A 21,489-nucleotide genomic window follows, 5' to 3' on the forward strand; every position below is an offset into this window, starting at 1 on the left:
TTGAACCGGCTGGATTTCGGCGGCAACGGCGAAGCTGGCAGCGAAATCGCACCGGGCTCGGGCGCGCTTTTCCCGCTGTCTCCTGCACAGCTCGGTATCTGGTACTCCCAGCACCTGGACCCGCAGGTACCGATCAATATCGCCCAGTACGTGGAGCTGCGCGGCGAGCTCGACATCGAGTTGCTCGAGCGCGCCATGGTGCACGGCTCGGAGGAGTTCGGGTCGGGCTTCCTGCGCATCGTCGAACGCGACGGTGAGCCCATGCAGATGGTGGACCACTCGCTGGACCGCACCATCTACCACGTCGACTTCACCGGCGAAGCGGATCCGGCCGCGGCGGCCCACGCGTGGATGCGTGCCGAGTACTCCGCCCCGCTGGACTTGACCCGCGACCGTCTGATCAAGACGGCCATGCTGAAACTGGCCGACGGCCATTACTACTGGTACGCGCGGATTCACCACATCGTGCTGGACGGTTTCGGCGCGGTCACCTACCTGACCCGGGTCGCCGAGCTGTACACCGCGTTCGTGAAGGGCGTGGAGCCCGCGCCGCACAAGCTCACCGATCTGCCGACGCTGGTCGAGCAGGAGTTCGCCTACCGCGAGTCCAGTCGATTCAAGGCCGACAAGGAGTACTGGGCCGAGCGGGTCGCCGGGCTCGAGGACGGCACCAGCCTGGTCGGCCGTTCCGCGCCGCCGGCCGCCATCAACCGGATCGCCACCGGCGCGCTCACCGGGGATCAGTCCTCGCTGCTGGACGCCGCCGTGGCCCGCCACGAATCCTCGCCCGCGGGTCTGCTCATCGCCGGGTTCGCCGCCTACCTGGCGCAGTGGACCGGCAACGAGGACGTCATCCTCAGCCTCCCGGTGACCGCGCGTACGACCGCGATCATGCGCCGCTCGGGCGGCGCCGCGTCGAACATCGTGCCGCTGCGCCTGCACGTCGGGCACGGCACCACGGTGTCGGAACTGCTCGGACAGGTGACGGTCGCGGTGTCGGGCGCGCTGCGCCACCAGCGCTATCGCGCCGAGGACATTCGCCGTGACAGCGCGGGCGAGTTCACCGGCGGCGACGTCGGCGCGCAGTTCTTCGGCCCGTGGGTCAACATCATGTTGTTCCACAACGAGGTCGTGCTCGGCGACATCACCGGTGAGTACAGCGTTCTCTCAACCGGTTCCATCGAGGACCTGGGCGTCAACTTCTACCAGTCGGTGAAGGGCACCCGGAACCACATCGACTTCGAGACCAACCCCAACCTGTACTCCGAGGGCGAGACGCAGTCCCACCACGCGCGCTTCCTGGAGTTCTTCGACCGCTTCCTGGCGGCGGGGGAGGAGCAGGCCGTCTGGGGTCTGCCCATCACCACCGAGGACGAGCGGCTCCGCACGCTGCTCGACTGGAACGAGTCGGCGCACGAGGTGCCGACCACGACCCTTCCGGCGTTGCTGGACAAGCAGATTCCGTTGTCCGCGGATCGGGTCGCCGTCGAGTTCGAGGGCGAGCAGCTCACCTATGCCGAGTTCGGTGAGCGCGTCAACCGTCTGGCGCGCTACCTGATCGCCGACGGCGTCGGGCCGGAATCGCTGGTGGCCCTGGGTATGCGGCGTTCGCTGGAGCTGGTCATCGGCATGCACGCGGTGCTGCGCGCCGGTGGCGCGTATGTGCCGATCGACCCGGATCATCCGGCCGATCGCACGGCCTACATCCTGGAGTCCGCGGGACCGGTCTGCGTGTTGACCAGCTCGCGTGACGCGCTCGAGTTGCCGGAGTCGGTGCGGCGCTTGGAGATCGACACCCTCGACGTGTCCGGGTTCTCGCCCGTGCCGGTGACCGACGCCGACCGCGTCGCCCCGCTGCGCCCGGACAACACCGCCTACGTCATCTACACCTCGGGTTCGACCGGCCGCCCCAAGGGTGTCGCGGTCACCCATCACGCCATCGTCAACCAGGAACTCTGGATGCTCGACGAGTATCCGATGACCGAAGACGACGTGTACCTGCAGAAGACGGCGCAGACCTTCGACGTGTCGCTGTGGGGCTACTTCATGCCGCTGCTGGTGGGCGCGAAGCTGGTCGTGGCCACTCCGGACGGGCATCGCGACCCGCTGTACGTGGCCGACATGATCGAGCGGCACGGCGTCACGGTCACCGACTTCGTGCCGTCCATGCTGACGGTGTTCGTCGCCCATGCGACGCGGGCCCAATGTGCCTCGTTGAAGTATGTTTTCGTGATCGGTGAGGCGCTGCCGCCGGAGACCGGTGCGGGCTTCCGCGAGATCACCGACGCGGGCCTGCACAACCTGTACGGCCCCACCGAGGCCGCGGTCTCGGTGACCTATTGGGAGAACACCGCCGCCGATACCGTCACGGTGCCGATCGGTGTGCCCGAGTGGAATGTCGAAGTCTACGTTCTGGATTCGCGGCTGCGGCCCGCCGCCATCGGCGCTTCGGGTGAGCTGTACCTGGGCGGTCGCCAGCTGGCGCGCGGGTACAAGGGCCGTCCGGACCTGAGCGCGGATCGCTTCGTGGCCAACCCGTTCGGGACGTCCGAACGCATGTACCGCACCGGTGACCTGGTGCGCTGGAACGAGTCCGGTGCGCTGGAGTACATCGGCCGCACCGACTTCCAGGTGAAGTTCCGCGGTCAGCGCATCGAGCTCGGCGAGATCGAGACCGACCTGCTGGCGCATCCGACCGTCAGCCAGGCCGCCGTCCTGGTGATGGACACCGCGACCGGTCAGCAGCTGGTCGCCTATGTGGTTGCGGTGCCGGGCCAGAGCATCGACCCAGCGGAGCTGACCCGCTTCGCCGCGGAGAAGCTGCCGACCTACATGGTCCCGGCCTCGATCATGGTGCTGGAGGCGTTCCCGCTCAACACTTCCGGCAAGCTGGACCGCAAGGCCCTGCCCGAGCCGGTGTTCAGCGCCGACGCCGCCGGCTACCGGGCCCCGCGCACCGCCGCCGAGGAGATCGTGGCGGGCGTGTTCGCCGATGTGCTCGGCCACGACCGGGTCGGCGTCGACGACAACTTCTTCGATCTGGGCGGCAACTCGCTGGTCGCCACCCAGGTGGTGGCGCGGATCTCGGCCGCGTTCTCGACCCGTATCGGTGTGCGCGCGCTGTTCGAGACCCCGACCGTCGCCGGGCTGGCCGCGCGCGTGGAAGCCGCGGGGCCGTCGGATGTCTCGCGTCCACCGCTGGTCGCGCAGGAACGCCCCGAGCGCGTTCCGCTGTCGCTCGCGCAGCAGCGCATGTGGTTCCTCAACCAGTTCGACCCGAACGTCCCGACCTACAACCTGCCGTTCATGGTGCGGTTGCGCGGACAGGTCGACATCGATGCCCTGCAGCTGGCGCTGACCGATGTGGTCGAGCGCCAGGAGTCGCTGCGTACCGTCTTCCCCGAGTCCGGTGACGGCGGGTACCAGCAGGTGCTGCCGATGTCCGAGGTGGATCTGGGCATCGAGGTCATCGATATCGCCGAGACCGAATTGCCTTCGGCGCTGGCGGAATTCGCTTCCACCGGGTTCGACGTGTCCACGCAGCTGCCGATCCGGGTGCGGGTCTTCCGCGTCGCCGCCGAGCCGGGCCGCCCTGCCGAGTCCGACACCGGCGAGGTCGATCTGGCCGTCGCGTTCGTCGTGCACCACATCGCCGCGGACGGCTTCTCCTTCGGCCCGCTCTCGCGCGACATGACCGCCGCCTACCTGGCGCGCGTGGCCGGTCAGGAGCCCGCGTGGGCCCCGCTGCCGGTGCAGTACCAGGATTTCGGCATCTGGCAGCGCGAGATGCTGGGTTCGGAGTCCGACTCCGAGTCGATGGCCGCGCGGCAGATCGATTACTGGCGTGGCGCTCTGGCGGGTCTGCCCGACCAGCTGGACCTCCCGGCCGATCGCCCGCGCCCGCCGGTGCAGAGCTTCCACGGCTCTCGCGTCACCTTCGAGATCCCGGCCGAACTGCATGCCCAGCTCGCGGGTCTGGCTCGCGCACAGGGTGTTTCGCTGTTCATGGTCATGCACAGCGCGCTGGCGGTGCTGCTGGCCCGGCTCTCGGGCACCAGCGACATCTCCATCGGCACCCCGGTCGCCGGTCGTGGCGAGCAGGCGCTCGACGACCTGATCGGCATGTTCGTCAACACCCTGGTGCTGCGTTCGGAAGTCGATGGGGCGCAGCGCTTCACCGACTTCCTGGCCGCCACCCGGGACGCCGACCTGGCCGCCTTCGCCAATACCGACGTCCCGTTCGAGCGCCTGGTCGAGGTCATCAACCCGACGCGTTCGCAGGCCCGGCATCCGCTGTTCCAGGTCATGCTGTCGTTCCAGGAGATGTCGCACGGCTCCATGGAGCTGCCCGGGCTCACCGTCTCCGCGGACGAGCTCGAGGTCGACATCGCCAAGTTCGACCTGCAGTGGACGCTGACCGAGCAGCGCGGCCTGGCCGGTGAGCCCGCCGGGCTGTCGGTGGTGCTGTCCTATGCCACCGACCTGTTCGACGCCGCCACCGTGGCCGAGTTCGGCAACCGCTACCTGCAAGTGTTGCGGACGGCTGTCGCCGCGCCGGAGACGGTGGTGCGCGATATCGACGTGCTCGACGCCGGTGAGCGTGAGACCGTGCTGCACGCGTGGAACCACACCGCGCGTGAACTTCCCGCCGCGACAACGGTTCTCGACCTGTTCGAGGAGCAGGTGCGGATCCGCCCGCAGGCTACCGCCCTGATCTTCGATCCGGGCGAGCGCAGCGGCAGCATGTTCGGCCCGGCCGAGGAACTGTCCTACGCGGAGTTCTCGGCGCGGGTGAATCGCCTGGCCCGCAAGCTGATCGATGAGGGTGTCGGCCCGGAGTCCTTGGTGGCGGTGGGTATTCGCCGCTCGGTGGACATGTTGGTCGCCATCTACGCGACGCTGACCGCCGGTGGCGGGTATGTGCCGATCGATCCGGATCACCCGGCCGAGCGCACCGATTACGTGCTGCGCACCGCGCAGCCGGTGGCGTTGCTCACCACCCGTGACGATGCCGTGGAATCCTCGGATTGCGCGGTGCTGCAGCTGGATTCGCTGGATCTGAGCGACTACGACGATGCCCCGGTCACCGACGCGGACCGCCTCGCGCCGCTGCGTCCGACCAATGCCGCCTATGTGCTGTTCACCTCCGGCTCGACCGGCCGCCCCAAGGGCGTGGCCATCCCGCACGCCGCGGTGCTCAACCAGATCGCCTGGATCACCGGCGAATACGATATCGACGACACCGATGTGATCCTGCAGAAGACGCCGGTCACCTTCGACGTCTCGGTGTGGGAGCTGTTCGGTTCGCTGGCGGTGGGCGCGCAGCAGGTCATCGCCGCGCCGGACGGGCACCGCGACCCGATGTACCTGTCCGAGGTGATCGGGCGGCACCGGGTCACCATGACCTCGTTCGTGCCGTCCATGCTGAGCGTGTTCGCCTCCAGCGCCTCGGCCGCCGAATGCCTGTCCCTGCGTGCGGTTCTGGTCGCCGGTGAGGCGCTGCCGCCCGCCACCGTGACCGCGTTCCGCCGCTTCTCCACCGCGGCCGTGCACAACCTGTACGGCCCGACCGAGTTCACCGTGCACGCCACCTACGCGCCCATCGACGCGCCGGTGGTCACCTCGGTGCCGATCGGCCGTCCGGTGTGGAACGCGCAGACCTACGTGCTGGACGAGGGCCTGCGCCCGGTTCCGGCCGGTGTCCCGGGTGAGCTGTACCTGGGCGGTCTGCAGGTGGCGCGCGGCTACTTCGGCCGCCCGGACCTGAGTGCCGAGCGCTTCGTCGCCAACCCGTACGGCGAGCCGGGTACCCGGCTCTACCGCACCGGTGACCTGGTGCGCTGGAACCACAACGACCCCGGCGTCATCGACTACATCGGCCGCACCGACTTCCAGGTGAAGTTCCGCGGCCAGCGCATCGAGCTCGGCGAGATCGAGACCGCGCTGCTGGACCACCCCAAGGTGCAGCAGGCCGTGGTGCTGGTCATCGACACCGTGGCCGGCGATCAGCTGGTCGCCTACATCGTGACCCGCGGGCCGGTGGACCTGGACGGGGTCAAGACCTCGCTGCAGCGCACCCTGCCCGCGTACATGGTGCCGGGCTCGATCATGGTGCTGGATGCCTTCCCGCTCAACGCCTCCGGCAAGCTGGATCGCCGCGCGCTGCCCGCGCCGCGCTTCGAGGTGCGCGAATTCCGCGCTCCGACAACGCCGATCGAGGAGATCGTCGCTCAGATCTTCGGCGAGGTGCTGGGCATCGCCCGCGTCGGCGTGGACGACGACTTCTTCGAGCTCGGCGGCAACTCGCTGATCGCGACCCAGGTGGCGACCCGGCTGGGCACGGCGCTCGACACCCGGGTGCCGGTGCGCATGCTGTTCGAGGCCGCCACCGTGGAAGCGCTTGCCGCGCGCGTGGAGTCGCATGTCGGCGACGGCGGCCGCAAGGCGCTCGTCGCCCGTGAACGGCCGAACGAGGTGCCGCTTTCGCTTGCGCAGCAGCGCATGTGGTTCCTCAACCGCTTCGACACCGCCTCGGCGGTCAACAACATCCCGGTGGCCATCCGGCTTTCGGGTGAACTGGATATCGCGGCCCTGCAGGTCGCGGTCATCGACGTCATCGACCGCCACGAGTCGCTGCGCACCGTCTTCCCCGAGACCGCGCACGGCCCGGTGCAGCGGGTCCTCGATGCCGCGCAGATCGTGCCCGACCTGACGCCGGTGCCGGTCACCGAGTCCAACCTGATCGAGCACCTGGTCGAGCTGGCCACCATGGCCTTCGACGTCACCGACGAAGTGCCTTTGCACGCCGCGCTTTTCGAGATCAGCGAGTCCGAGTACATCCTCGGCATGGTGGTCCACCACATCAGCGCCGACGGCTGGTCCATGGGCCCGCTGGCTCGCGATGTCATGGTCGCCTACGCGGCCCGCACCTCGTGGGAGGCCCCGGCGTGGGCGGAGCTGCCGGTGCAGTACGCCGACTACGCGCTGTGGCAGCGTGAGGTGCTGGGTTCGGAGGACGATCCGGATTCGCTGATCGCCAAGCAGATCCGCTACTGGACCGACGCGCTCGCGGACCTGCCCGACGAGCTGGTGCTGCCCGCGGACCGGCAGCGTCCGGCGGTGGCGAGCTACCGCGGTGGCACCTACCCGTTCGCCATCTCGGCGCAGACCCAGCAGGCGCTGGTGGATCTGGGTCGCCGGCACAATGCCTCGCTGTTCATGGTCATGCACAGCGCGCTCGCGGTGTTGCTGGCCCGGCTCTCGGGCACCTCCGACATCGCCATCGGCACCCCGGTGCACGGTCGTGGTGAGGCCGCGCTCGACGATCTGATCGGCATGTTCGTCAACACCCTGGTGCTGCGCACCGAGGTGGACGCCGCCGAGACCTTCGCCGATCTGCTGGCCCGTTCCCGCGACGCCGACCTGCACGCCTTCGCGCACGCGGATGTGCCGTTCGAGCGGCTGGTCGAGGTCATCAACCCGGCCCGTTCGCAGGCGCGCCACCCGCTGTTCCAGGTCATGCTGACCTTCCAGAACACGCGGCAGGCCAGCCTGGAGCTGCCGGGTCTGTCGGTCAACGGCATCGACTACGACGCGCGGCTGGCCAAGTTCGATCTGCAGCTGACGTTGCAGGAGGCGCAGGACGACCGTGGTGAGAACGCGGGCATGTCCGCCGAGATCTCCTACGCGCTGGACCTTTTCGACGAGCCGACCATCGAGGCGTTCGCGCACCGGCTGGATCTGATCCTGGCCGCGGTGATCGCGAACCCGGAGCTGCCGCTGGGCGATATCGACCTGCTGGTCGCCGACGAGCGTCGCCGGGTGCTGGCGGATTGGAACGACACCGAGCGCGAGATCGAAGCGGGAACGCTGGTTTCGCTGTTCGAGGCGCAGGCTCTGACCAGCCCCGATGCGCCTGCCGTGGAATTCGAGGGGACAAGTCTGTCCTACGCCGAGTTCTCGGCGCGGGTGCACAAGCTGGCCCGCAAGCTGATCGCGCAGGGCGTGGGTGCGGAATCGCATGTGGCGCTGGCCATCCGGCGTTCGCTGGATCTGGTCGTGGCCATGTACGCCGTGCTGGAGGCCGGTGGCGCGTACGTGCCGCTGGATCCGGATCAGCCCGACGAGCGCATCGACTACGTGCTCGACATCGCGCGGCCGGTCGCGATCCTGACCACCAGCCGCGACGAGTTCGTCACCGGGCGCAATGTGCCGGTGCTCGACGTCGACACGCTGAACCTGGACGCCTACTCCGCCGCGCCGATCACCGATGCCGAACGGGGCGGCGCGATCCGGCCCGAGCACACCGCGTACGTGATCTTCACGTCCGGTTCGACCGGTCGCCCGAAGGGTGTGGCCGTCGAGCACGGCGCGATCGTGAACCGCCTGCTGTGGATGCAGCACGAGTACCCGATCGACGCGAACGACGCTGTGCTGCAGAAGACTCCGGCCACCTTCGACGTGTCGGTGTGGGAGTTCTTCTGGCCGTTGCAGACCGGCGCGCGCCTGGTCGTCGCCAAGCCGGACGGGCACCGCGACCCGGTCTATCTGGCCCGGGTCATCGCCGAGACCGGCATCACCACCGCGCACTTCGTGCCGTCGATGCTGTCGGTGTTCGTCGCCACCCTCGGCAACGAGAACGGCGACTCCACCACTCCCGCACCGCGTTTGCGTCAGGTCTTCGCCTCCGGTGAGGCGCTGCCCGCGCCGACCGCGCAGAAGCTGCGCGAGTTGACCGGTGCGCGCCTGCACAACCTGTACGGCCCGACCGAGGCCGCGGTCGACGTCACCTACCACGAGGTCGTGGACGCCGACACCGTGTTCGTGCCGATCGGCCGCCCGGTGTGGAACACCCGCACCTATGTGCTCGACGCGCGCCTCAACGCCGTCGCGCCGGGTGTCGCGGGTGAGCTCTATCTAGCGGGCGATCAGCTGGCCCGCGGCTACCTCAGCCGTCCGGACCTGTCCGCGGATCGGTTCGTGGCCAACCCCTTCGCCGTCGGCGAGCGCATGTACCGCACCGGTGACCTCGTCACCTGGACCGCGGACGGTGAACTGAACTACCTGGGCCGCACCGACTTCCAGGTGAAGCTGCGCGGTCTGCGCATCGAGCTCGGCGAGATCGAGGCGGCGCTGCTGGCGCAGCCGACCATCGCGCAGTCCGTGGTGGTCGTGCGCACCGACTCGCATGCGGGCGATCAGCTCGTGGGTTACGTGGTCCGTGAGCCGGATGCGGTTGTCGACGTCGATGGCGTCAAGGCGGCGCTGAGCGGCTCGCTGCCCGCCTACATGGTCCCGGCCGCGATCGTGGTGCTGGACGCCTTCCCGGTGAACGCCTCGGGCAAGCTGGACCGCAAGGCCCTGCCCGCTCCGGTGTTCGAGGCCAAGCGTTTCCGCGCGCCCTCGACCCCGATCGAGGAGATCATCGCGCAGATCTTCGCCGACCTGCTCGGCGTCGAACGCGTCGGTGTGGACGACGACTTCTTCGAGCTCGGCGGCAACTCGCTGGTCGCCACCCAGGTCGTGGCCCGGCTGGCGGCCGCGCTGAACGCCCAGATCGGTGTGCGCGTGCTGTTCGAGGCCCCGACGGTGGCGGCGCTGGCCGCGCGCGTGGAGTCGCACGCGGGAACCGGTGTGCGCCAGGCGCTCACGGTCCAGAGCCGGCCCGAGTACCCGCCGCTGTCGCTGGCGCAGCAGCGCATGTGGTTCCTGAACCGGTTCGATCCGGAATCGGCGGCCAACAACATCCCGGCGGCCGTACGGCTCACCGGCGCACTGGATCTCGATGCCATGCGGGGCGCGATCGCCGATGTGATCGCCCGTCACGAGTCGCTGCGCACGATTTACCCGTCGCACGAGGGCGTTGCCTACCAGAAGGTGCTGCCGACCGGTCGTGCCGTGCCGGAGCTGGATGTGCTGGACGTGACCGAGGGCGAATTGTTCGCCGCGGTCTACGCTTTCGCGGCGCAGGGCTTCGATGTCACCGCCGAGACGGCGGTGCGCGTGCGCGCCTACCGCCTCGCGGCCGACGACCACGTGCTGGTGCTGGTGGCGCATCACATCGCCGCCGACGGTTTCTCCATGAACCCGCTGGTGCGCGACCTCATGACGGCCTACATCGCGCGCAGCCAGGGCGAGACCCCGGGCTGGACCGAATTGCCGGTGCAGTACGCGGATTACGCGCTGTGGCAGCGGGAGACGCTGGGCTCGGAAGAGGATCCGCGGTCGCTCATCACCGAGCAGCTCGACTACTGGCGTTCGACGCTGGCCGGGCTGCCGGACGAGCTGCGCCTGTCGACCAAGCCGCGTCCGGCCGTCGCCTCGTACGACGCCGGTACACACCGCTTCCAGGTGCCGGGCGAGCTCATCGCCGGGCTGAACCGGGTGGCGCAGACCAATGGCACGACCCTGTTCATGGTGGTGCACAGCGCATTCGCCGCGCTGCTGGCGCGGTTGAGCGGCACCGATGACATCGCCGTCGGTATTCCGGTGGCGGGTCGTGGCGAGCAGGCGCTCGACGATCTCGTCGGCATGTTCGTCAACACCCTGGTGCTGCGTTCGCCGGTGGACACCGGCGCGAGCTTCACCGAACTGCTGAAGTCCGTGCGCGAGCGCGACCTTCAGGCGTTCGCGCACGCGGACGTGCCGTTCGAGCGGCTGGTCGAGGTGCTCAACCCGGCCCGCTCGCAGGCGCGGCACCCGCTGTTCCAGGTCATGCTGTCGTTCCAGAACCTGGGCCGCACCTCGCTGGAGCTGCCGGGTCTGAGCGTGTCCGAGCTGGCCGTGGATCAGCAGTCGGCCAAGTTCGACTTGCAGCTGACCTTGAGTGAGGTCGTCGATGGCGACTCGACCATGGATGCCGAACTCGTCTACGCGACCGATCTTTTCGACGGTCAGTACGCGGACACTTTCGCCCAGCGGTTCCTCGCCGTGCTCACCGCCGTGGCCGCCGACCCGACCCAGTTGGTGGGCGATGTCGAGCTGCTGAGCGAGGCCGAGCGCCGCAAGGTGCTGGTCGGCTGGAACGACACCGCGTTCGAGCTGGACGCCGCCCTGCCCGAGGTCACCGAAGGTGCTGCGGCGACACTGGTTTCGCTGTTCGAGGCGCAGGTCGCGCTGACTCCGGACGCGACCGCGGTCAGCTTCGAGGGGACGAGTCTGTCCTACGCCGAGTTCGCCGCCCGGGTGCGCAAGCTGGCGCGCTGGCTCATCGCCGAGGGCGTCGGACCGGAATCCTTTGTGGCGCTGGGTATGCGCCGCTCCATCGACCTGGTCGCGGGCATGTACGCGGTCACGGTCGCCGGTGGCGCGTACGTGCCGTTGGATCCGGATCACCCGGCCGAGCGCACCCAGTACATCCTCGAGACCGCGCAGCCCGTCTGTGTGCTCACTTCCGGCGATGACAGCCCGTTGGGTGGTATGGGCGTGGAAGGCGTTGAGGCGCGCCAGGTTCGGATCGACGAGCTGGAGCTGTCGGCGTTCGCCGACACCCCCGTCACCGATGCGGAGCGGCTGGCCCCGCTGCGCCCGGAGAACACCGCGTACGTGATCTTCACATCCGGTTCCACCGGTCGCCCCAAGGGTGTCGCGGTCTCGCACGCCGCCATCGTCAACCGCCTGGTCTGGATGCACGCCCAGTACGGGCTGGCCGCCTACGACGTGGTGCTGCAGAAGACCCCCGCCACCTTCGACGTGTCGGTGTGGGAGTTCTTCTGGCCCTTGCAGGTCGGCGCGCACCTGGTGGTCGCCAAGCCGGACGGCCACCGTGATCCGGCCTACCTGGCCGAGATCATCGTCCGCGAGGGCGTGACGGTCACCCACTTCGTGCCGTCCATGCTGGCGGTCTTCGTGGCCGAGCCCGCCGCCGCCGAATGTGTCAGCCTGACCAATGTCTTCGCCTCCGGTGAGGGCCTGCCCGCGCCGATCGCGCAGAAGCTGCGCGAGCTGACCGGGGCGCGCCTGCACAACCTGTACGGCCCGACCGAGGCCGCGGTCGACGTGACCTACCACGAGGTCGTCGATGCCGACCTGGTTTCGGTGCCGATCGGTGCGCCGGTCTTCAACACCCAGGTCTACGTGCTGGATTCGCGTTTGAAGCCGGTTCCGGCCGGTGTCGCGGGTGAGCTGTACCTGGCGGGCGATCAGCTCGCGACCGGGTATGTGGCGCGTCCCGACCTGACCGCGGATCGCTTCGTGGCCAACCCATTCCGCTCCGCCTCCCCGCGCTTCGACGGCAAGCGCATGTACCGCACCGGCGACCTCGTCGTCTGGACGGCGGGCGGCGAGCTGGAATACCTGGGCCGTACCGACTTCCAGGTCAAGCTGCGCGGTCTGCGCATCGAGCTGGGTGAGATCGAGGCGGCGCTGATCGCGCACCCGTCGGTCGCCCAGTCGGTGGTCGTGGTCCGGCACGACGAGCGGACCGGCGACCAGCTGGTCGCCTATCTGATCGCCGCCGACGGTCTGCTCGACGTCGACGCCGTGCGGGACGCCGTGTCCGAACAGCTCCCGGCCTACATGGTTCCGGCGGCCTTCATGGTGCTGGACGCGTTCCCGCTCAATGCCTCCGGCAAGCTGGACCGCAAGCTGCTGCCCGCGCCGACCTTCGCGGTCCGGGCCTTCCGGGCCCCGGAGACCCCGGTGCAGCAGACCGTCGCGGGCACCATCGCCGATGTGCTCGGTCTGGACCGGGTCGGCCTGGACGACGACTTCTTCGAGCTCGGCGGCAACTCGCTGATCGCCACCCAGGTGATCGCGCGCCTGTCGGCCGCCCTCGACGCCGACATCCCGCTGCGCACGCTGTTCGAGGCCACCACCGTGGCTTCGCTTGCCGCGCAGCTGGAATCGCGGGTCGGCACCGGGGCGCGCGCGGCGCTGGTCGCGCAGGAGCGTCCGGAGTTGGTGCCGCTGTCGCTGGCGCAGCAGCGCATGTGGTTCCTGAACCGTTTCGACAACCGCACCGCCGTCAACAACATCCCGGTGGCGCTGAAGCTCACCGGCGCTGTCGATCTCGGCGCCTTCCGGGCCGCGATCGGCGATGTGGTGGCTCGCCACGAGTCGCTGCGCACCGTCTACCCCGAGGTCGAGGGTGACGGCTACCAGCGCATCCTGCCGCTGTCCGACGTCGAGTTCGAGGTTTCCGCCGAGACGGTGACCGAGGCCGGGCTGACCGCGCGCGTCGTGCAGCTCGCGAGCGTCCACTTCGACGTCACCCGTGAACTGCCCTTCCGCGCAACCGTGCTCAGCCTCAGCGAGACCGAGCACGTGGTCGTGCTGGTGCTGCACCACATCAGCGCCGACGGTGCGTCGCTGCGCCCGCTGTTGCGGGATGTGGTGGCCGCCTACCTGTCTCGTGCTACCGGCGAGGTCCCGGCCTGGTCGCCGCTGCCGGTGCAGTACGCGGATTACACGCTGTGGCAGCGCGAGATCCTCGGCGCGGAAACCGATTCCGAGTCCGTCGCCGCCCAGCAGATCGCCTACTGGACCGCCCAGCTGGCCGACCTGCCCGAGCAGATCGAGCTGCCCGCCGACCGGCCGCGCCCGGAGATCGCCACCAATGCCGGTGGCACCTACGACTTCTCGATCGACGCCGAGCTGCACCGCGCCCTCACCGGCGTGGCCCGCGAGCACGATGTCACCTTGTTCATGCTGGTCCACGCCGCCCTGGCGACCTGGGCCGCGCGCCTGTCCCGCGCCACCGATATCGCCATCGGCACCCCGATCGCGGGCCGCGGCGAACGCGCGCTCGACGACCTGGTCGGCATGTTCGTCAACACGCTGGTGCTGCGCAGCGAGGTGCGCCCGGACGCGGCGTTCCGCGACCTGCTCGCCCAGGTGCGGCGCACCGACCTGGCCGCCTTCGCGCACGCCGACGTGCCCTTCGAGCGGCTGGTGGACGTGCTCAGCCCGATCCGCTCGCAGGCGCATCACCCGCTGTTCCAGGTGGCGCTGACTTTCGAGGCCGCCAGCGCCAAGGACGCGCAGGCGGTGTCGCTGGAGGGCCTGGACCTGGAGGTCGTCGAATTCGACCCGGGCACTGCCAAGTTCGATGTGCAGCTCACCGTCAGCGAGCGCGCCGACGGGTCGCTGGGCCTGTCCTGGAACTACGCCACCGACCTGTTCGACGTCGAGACCGTCATCTCCTTCGCCGAGCGGCTGGTGCGTATCCTGCGCGCGGTCGCCGAGGATCCGGGCGCGCTGCTCGGGGATATCGACCTGTTGGGCGAGGGCGAGCGCCACGATGTGGCCGAGCACTGGGTTTCCGCGGGCGAGGACATCGTCGCGCTGGCGCAGATCGCGCAGTCCGCTGTCACGCAGGCCGAACTGGCCGTGCTCGAAGGCACCGCGGGCATCGCGCCCGAGGCCGCCGCGCTGGCCGCGCTGGGCGGGGCCGCCGAGCGGCTCTCCAACCCCCTGGCCGCCCTGGCCAGCCCGTTCGTCGAGGCCGATGCCACCCTGTCGAGCCTGTTCGACCTGGCCGCGGCGGCCCATGCCGACCGCGTCGCCGTGCGCTTCGGCGAGGAGGAGCTCACCTACTTCGAGCTGGACCGGCGCGCGAATGTGCTGGCGCGCAGGCTGATCGCCGAGGGTGCGGGCCCCGAGTCGCTGGTGGCGGTGCTGCTGCCGCGTTCGGCGGATCTGGTGGTGGCGCTGCTGGCGGTGATCAAGACCGGTGCGGGTTACGTGCCGATGGATCCGACCAACCCGGCCGACCGCATCGCCTACGTGCTCTCCGATGCCAAGCCCACCAGCGTGATCACCGACTCGACCGTGCAGGTCGAGTTGCCGGCCGAGCTGAACACCGTGCTCCTGGACGGCTTCTCGCTGGAAGCGGGCGATATCGAGGACGCGGCCGACGCGCCGGTCACCGATGCCGATCGCCGTGCCGCGCTGCGCCCGGATCACGTCGCCTACGTCATCTACACCTCCGGTTCCACCGGCCGCCCCAAGGGCGTGGCCGTGGCGCACCGGAACGTGGTGCGGCTCATGGCCAATACCGATCGCGAGTTCGGCTTCGGCCCTGACGATGTGTGGACGCTGTTCCACTCCTACGCCTTCGACTTCTCGGTGTGGGAGCTGTGGGGTCCGCTGCTCTACGGCGGCAAGCTCGTCGTGGTCGACTACTACGTCTCGCGCTCGCCCGAGCAGTTCCTGGAACTGCTGCGTCGCGAGCGGGTTACGGTGCTCAACCAGACGCCGTCGGCGTTCTACCAGCTGGCCGAGGCCGACCGCATCGCCACCTCGGCTGGCCGAGAATTGGATAGAGCCGCCGGTGACCAACAGTCGCTGGCGCTGCGCTACGTGGTGTTCGGTGGTGAGGCGCTCGAGCTGCGTCGCCTCTCGGATTGGATCGCCCGCCACGGTGATTCGACCCCGTATCTGGTGAACATGTACGGCATCACCGAGACCACCGTGCACGTGTCCGTGCGCGTGCTCGACGCCGACACCATCGCCGCCGCCACCGGTTCGGTGGTCGGCCGGGCCATCGCGGGTCTGCGCGTGTACGTCCTCGACGACCGCCTGCACCCCGTGCCGGTCGGTGTCGCGGGCGAAATGTACGTGGCCGGACCGCAATTGGCGCGCGGCTACCTGGGCCGCCCGGACCTGTCCGCGACTCGCTTCGTGGCCAGCCCGTTCGGCATCGCCGGTGAGCGGCTGTACCGCTCCGGTGACGTGGCGCGCTGGAATCGCTTCGGAGAGCTCGAATACCTGGGCCGCGCCGACGATCAGGTCAAGGTGCGCGGCTTCCGCATCGAGCTCGGCGAGATCGAATCCGCCGTGCTGGCCCAGCCGGGCATCACCCAGGCCGCGGTCATCGTGCGCGAGGACCAGCCGGGCGATCAGCGCATCGTCGCCTACGTGGTGCCCGAGGCCGGTGTCGTGCCGGCCGTGGACGCCGTCCGTGACGGCGCGGGCGAGCTGCTGCCGTCGTACATGGTGCCGTCGGCCATCGTGGTGCTGGATCGAATCCCGTTGACCGTCAACGGCAAGCTGGACCGCCGGGCGCTCCCGGCCCCGGCGCTGCAGGCGCGGGCGTTCCGCGCGCCGGAGACCCCGGTGCAGGAAACCGTCGCGGCGGTCTTCGCCGAGGTGCTCGGTCTGGACCGGGTCGGCCTGGACGACGACTTCTTCGACCTGGGCGGCAACTCGCTCATCGCGACGCGGGTGGTGTCGCGCATCGGCGCGGCCCTGGACACCACGGTCGCGGTGCGCACGCTGTTCGAGGCGACCACGGTCGAGGCCCTCGCGGCCCGCATCGAATCGCACGCCGACGGCGCTTCGCGCGCCAAGCTGGTGGCGCGCACCCGGACCCCGGAAGCGCAGGGAGGTGGAGCGGAGCTGGTGCCGCTGTCGTTCGCGCAGCAGCGCATGTGGTTCCTCAACCAGTACGACACCTCCTCGGCGGCCTACAACCTGCCGCTGGCCATTCGCCTCACCGGTGAACTCGACACCGCCGCACTGGAACTCGCGGTCGCGGACGTGGTCCGCCGCCACGAGTCGCTGCGCACCCGCTACCCGGAGCACGGCGGCACCCCGATGCAGGTGGTCGTGCAGGCCGAGGAGATCGCCCTCGATCTGCGCCCGGTGAATGTCGCGGCCGTCGATCTGACCGCCACGGTCACCGCCTTCGCAACATTGGGCTTCAATGTCGCCGAGCAGGTCCCGCTGCGGGCTCGACTGTTCCGCGTGACCGACTCTCGCCCCGTCGAACCCCGTCATTCCGGCGCGCTTTTGGCCGGAATCCACTCGGACGGTATGGATCCCGGCCAAGAGCATGCCGGGATGACGGGGGAGGATGCCGCAGACACAACCCGCGAGCACGTGCTGGTCGTCGTTGTCCACCACATCGCCGGTGACGGCTTCTCCATGTCGCCCTTGGCACGCGACGTGATGATCGCTTACACCGCCCGTACCCAGGGCGCGGTTCCCGGCTGGGCCCCGCTGGCCGTGCAGTACGCCGACTTCGCCGTGTGGCAGCGCGAAGTGCTGGGCTCGGAAGAGGATTCGTCCTCGATCATGGCCCGGCAGGTCGCCTACTGGCAGCGCGTGCTCGGCGGAGTGCCGGACGAGCTGGCGCTGCCGACCGACCGTCCGCGCCCGGCCATCGCCTCGCACCGCGGCGCGACGCTGCGGCGGACGCTCTCGCCGGAACTCGTGTCCGCGCTGGAAGATGTTGCGCGACAGCGTGGTTCGTCGCTGTTCATGGTCATGCACAGCGCCCTCGCGGTGCTGCTGGCCCGCCTGTCCGGTGGCGATGACATCGCCGTCGGCACCCCGGTCGCCGGCCGTGGTGAGGCCGCGCTGGACGAGTTGGTCGGCATGTTCGTCAACACGCTGGTGCTGCGCACCGGCATCGATCCGGCCGAGTCGTTCACCGACCTGCTGGATCGGGTGCGCCACACCGACCTCGACGCCTTCGGCAATGCCGACGTGCCGTTCGAGCGGCTGGTGGAACTGCTCGCGCCCGAGCGTTCGCAGGCCCGCAACCCGTTGTTCCAGGTCATGCTGGCGTTCCAGAACCTGGACCGCACCAGCATCGAACTGCCGGGGCTGACGGTCGGCACGCTGGATCTGGACGAGAACATCTCGCGCTTCGATCTGCAGTTCACGCTGTCGGAGCAGGACGCGGGCATGGTGCTTGCGCTCACCTACGCCACCGACCTGTTCGACGAGGCCACTGCGGCCGGGTTCGCGCAGCGCTGGCTGCGGGTGCTCGAGGCCGTCGCGGCCGACTCCGAGATCGGCGTCGGCGCGATCGACATCCTGGATCAGGACGAGCGCACCGATCTGGTGGCCCGTTTCGGTCTGCCCGCCGTCCCGGCGCGCACGCTGCCCGAGCTGATCGCCGACGCCGTCGCCATCGATCCGGCCGCGCCCGCGGTCGTGTTCCAGGGGCGGAGTCTGTCCTACGGCGAACTGGATGCTCGCTCGAACCGCTTGGCGCGCTTGCTCATCGAGCGTGGCATCGGCACCGAGGATCTGGTCGCCGTCGCCGTTCCGCGGTCGGATGACTCCTACTTCGCCGAATGGGCGGTGTCCAAGACCGGTGCGGCCTTCGTGCCGGTGGACCCGAACTACCCGGCCGATCGCATCGCGCACATGGTCACCGACTCCGGTTCGCCGGTCGGCCTGACCGTGGCGTCGGTACGCGCGGACATGCCGGACTCGGTCGAGTGGCTGGTGCTCGACGAGCTGGAGCTGAACTCCTTCGCGGACACCGCGATCGAGGCCGCCGAGCGGGTCCGCCCGCTGCGTCCGGAGCATCCGGCCTACGTCATCTACACCTCCGGTTCGACCGGCGTGCCCAAGGGCGTCGTGGTCACCCACGCGGGTCTGGCCAACTTCACCGTCGAGCAGGCCGAGCGTTACGCGCTCGACTCCTCCTCGCGGGCACTGCATTTCGCATCGCCGTCGTTCGACGCCTCGATGCTGGAATTCCTGCTGGCCATCGGCAAGGGCGGCACCCTCGTGGTCGTCCCGCCGGGCACCTACGGCGGCGAGGAGCTCGCCGAGCTGATCCGCCGCGAGCAGGCCACCCACGCGTTCATCACCCCGGCCGCGCTGTCCACCTTCGGACCGGCGGGCCTGGACTCGCTGCGCGTTCTGGTCGCCGGTGGTGAAGCGGTTCCGGCCGATCTGGTCGAGAAGTGGGCGGTCCCGTTGGCGGACGGCACGATTCGTGCCTTCCACAATGGCTACGGTCCGACCGAGACCACCATCATGACCAATATCAGCGACGCGCTGGTGCCGGGCGATCTGGTCACCATCGGTGGCCCGATCCGCGGCATGCAGTCGCTGATCCTGGACAACCGTCTGCGCCCGGTTCCGGTCGGTGTCGCGGGTGAGCTCTATCTGTCGGGCATTCAGCTGGCGCGTGGCTACCACGCGCGGCCGGGTCTGACCGCGGATCGCTTCGTCGCCAACCCGTATGTGGCCGGCGAGCGGATGTACCGCACCGGTGACGTGGTCCGTTGGACCGCCGATGGTCTGGTGGAGTACGTGGGTCGCTCCGACTTCCAGGTGAAGGTCCGTGGTTTCCGTATCGAGCTCGGTGAGATCGACGCGGCGTTGGCTTCGCACGAGTCGGTCGACTTCGCGGTCACGGTCGGCCACAAGAACGCCGCGGGCGCGACCTCGCTGGTGTCGTACGTCGTTGCCACGCCGGGCCATTCGATCGATGTGGCGGCGGTGACCGCGCACGTCGAGGGCCGCCTGCCCGCGTACATGGTCCCGTCCTCGGTCATGGTCATCGACCGGGTTCCGCTGACCCCGGTCGGCAAGCTGGACCGCCGGGCCCTGCCCGAGCCGGTCTTCGCCACCGAGGTGGTGTTCCGGGCCGCGCGCAACACCCTCGAGCAGACCATTGCCGAGGTGTTCGCCGAGGTGCTGGGTCTGGAGCGGGTCGGTATCGACGACTCGTTCTTCGCGCTGGGCGGTGATTCCATCGTCTCGATCCAGTTGGTGTCGCGGGCCAAGGCGCGCGGCGTGGTGTTCAGCCCGCGCGACGTGTTCGAGCAGCGCACCGTCTCCGGTCTGGCGGTGGTCGCGGAAGCCACTGATGGCCAGGGTGATTCGGCTCCGCAGCTGAGCGAGCTGCCCGGTGGCGGCGTGGGTGTCATGCCGTTGACCCCGGTGGTGCGGTTCATGGCGGGACGGCCGGGCGAGTTCGGCCGGTTCAACCAGTCCATGGCCCTGGAATTGCCGATCGGCATCGATCGGGCGGGTATCGCGGCGACCGTCGGCGCGGTCATCGACCGTCACGACATGCTGCGGGCGCGTCTGCGCCGGGTGCCGGACGCGGACTGGATCGTCGAAACCGCCGCTGTGGGAACCATCGACGCGGATTCGCTGATCGACCGCACCGAGTTCGACGCGAGCATCACCGACGAGCAGCTGGTCGAGATCGCCACGGCCGCACTGGATGCCACCCTCGACAAGCTGGACCCGGCCGCGGGACAGGTTATCCGGTTCGTGTGGCTCGAGCCCTCCGATGGCTCTCGCGCGGGCCGCCTCGTCGTCGCCGCCCACCACCTGGTGGTCGACGGTGTCACCTGGCGAATCCTGGTGCCGGACTTCGTGACCGCGTGGGGTCAGCTGTCCGCCGGACAGACCCCCGAGCTGGTCGCTCCCGCGACGTCCATGCGCACCTGGGCGCACGCTCTCGAGCGTGAGGCCGCCACCGAGGAGCGGGTGGCCGAACTCGAGTTCTGGCGCGATGTCGTCGAGGGCCCGGACCCGCTGCTCACCGAGCGCGCCATGGATCCGGCCGTCGATGTCACCTCGACCATCGCCAAGCACCGCGTCGAGCTGTCCGCCGAGGTCACCAAGGCGCTGCTGACCACCGTGCCCGCGCTGTTCCACGGTGGTGTGAACGATGGTCTGCTGACCGCACTGGCGTTGGCGGTGGCCAAGTTCCGGGCCGCCAAGGGACTGGGGGAGAAGGCCGGGGAGCAGAACACTGCCCTCGTCCGCCTGGAAGGCCACGGCCGCGAGGAAGAGGTCGTGCCCGGTGCCGACCTGTCCCGCACGGTCGGCTGGTTCACCGCCATCTTCCCGGTGCGCTTCGACCTGTCGGCCATCGACGTGGACGCCGCCCTCACCGGCGGGCCCGCCATGGGCCTGGCCATCAAGGCCGTCAAGGAGCAGCTGCTGGCCGTGCCCGACAAGGGCATCGGCTACGGCCTGCTGCGCTACATGAACTCCGACACCGCTTCTCAGCTGCCCAAGCAGCTGCCGGGCCAGGTCAGCTTCAACTACCTGGGCCGCGTCAACGACGCCGATGTGCCGGAAGCCTTGCGCGGCTTCGGCTGGATCCCGGCCCCCGAGCTCGCGGACCTGGCCGGCGCCTACGACGCCGACATGCCCGCCATGGCCCCGATCGACATCAACGCCATCGTGACCGGCGACAAGCTGAGCGCGAACATCGGCTACCCGAGCACGCTGCTGTCGGCCGCGGAGATCGCCGAATTCGCGGCATTGTGGATCGCGGCGCTGGAAGCCGTTGCCCGGCATGCCGATTCCGCGCAGGCGGGCGGGCACACGCCCTCCGACTTCGGGCTCGTCAAGGTCACCCAGCGCGATATCGACGGCTGGGAGCAGCGCTACGGCACGCTCGACCAGGTGTGGCCGCTCTCGGCGCTGCAGTCGGGTCTGCTCTTCCACGCGCAGCTGGCCGCCACCTCCGTCGACGTCTACACCGCGCAGGCGGTGCTGACCCTCGAGGGACGCGTGGACGCCGACCGGCTGCGGTCGGCCGCGCAGGCGCTGCTGGACCGCCACGAAATCCTGCGCACCGCATACGTGAACGACGCCTCGGGCGTCCCGGTGCAGGTGGTCATCGACGGTGTGAAGGTGGCGTGGACCAACCACGACCTCACCGACATCGCCGACGCGGACGCCCGCGACGCGCGTGCGGCCGAGATCCTGGCCGCCGACCGCGTCCAGCGCTTCGATCTGACCGAGCCGCCGCTCATCCGCTACACGCTGGTG

Annotated in this window: 1 protein-coding gene (running past one end of the window); it reads left to right on the plus strand. The window is 69.4% G+C overall.

Going from position 1 to position 21,489, the window contains the following annotated elements:
- Positions 1–21,489, plus strand: the 5' portion of a protein-coding gene (locus GPX89_RS37240; RefSeq protein ID WP_235948995.1) for a non-ribosomal peptide synthase/polyketide synthase. It continues 22,749 nt past the right edge of the window; 21,489 of the gene's 44,238 nt are visible here — the first part of the coding sequence; its start codon is at positions 1–3; its stop codon lies off the right edge, out of view.

The sequence above is a fragment of the Nocardia terrae genome (assembly GCF_009760405.1).
In the GTDB taxonomy this organism is placed as follows: domain Bacteria; phylum Actinomycetota; class Actinomycetes; order Mycobacteriales; family Mycobacteriaceae; genus Nocardia; species Nocardia terrae.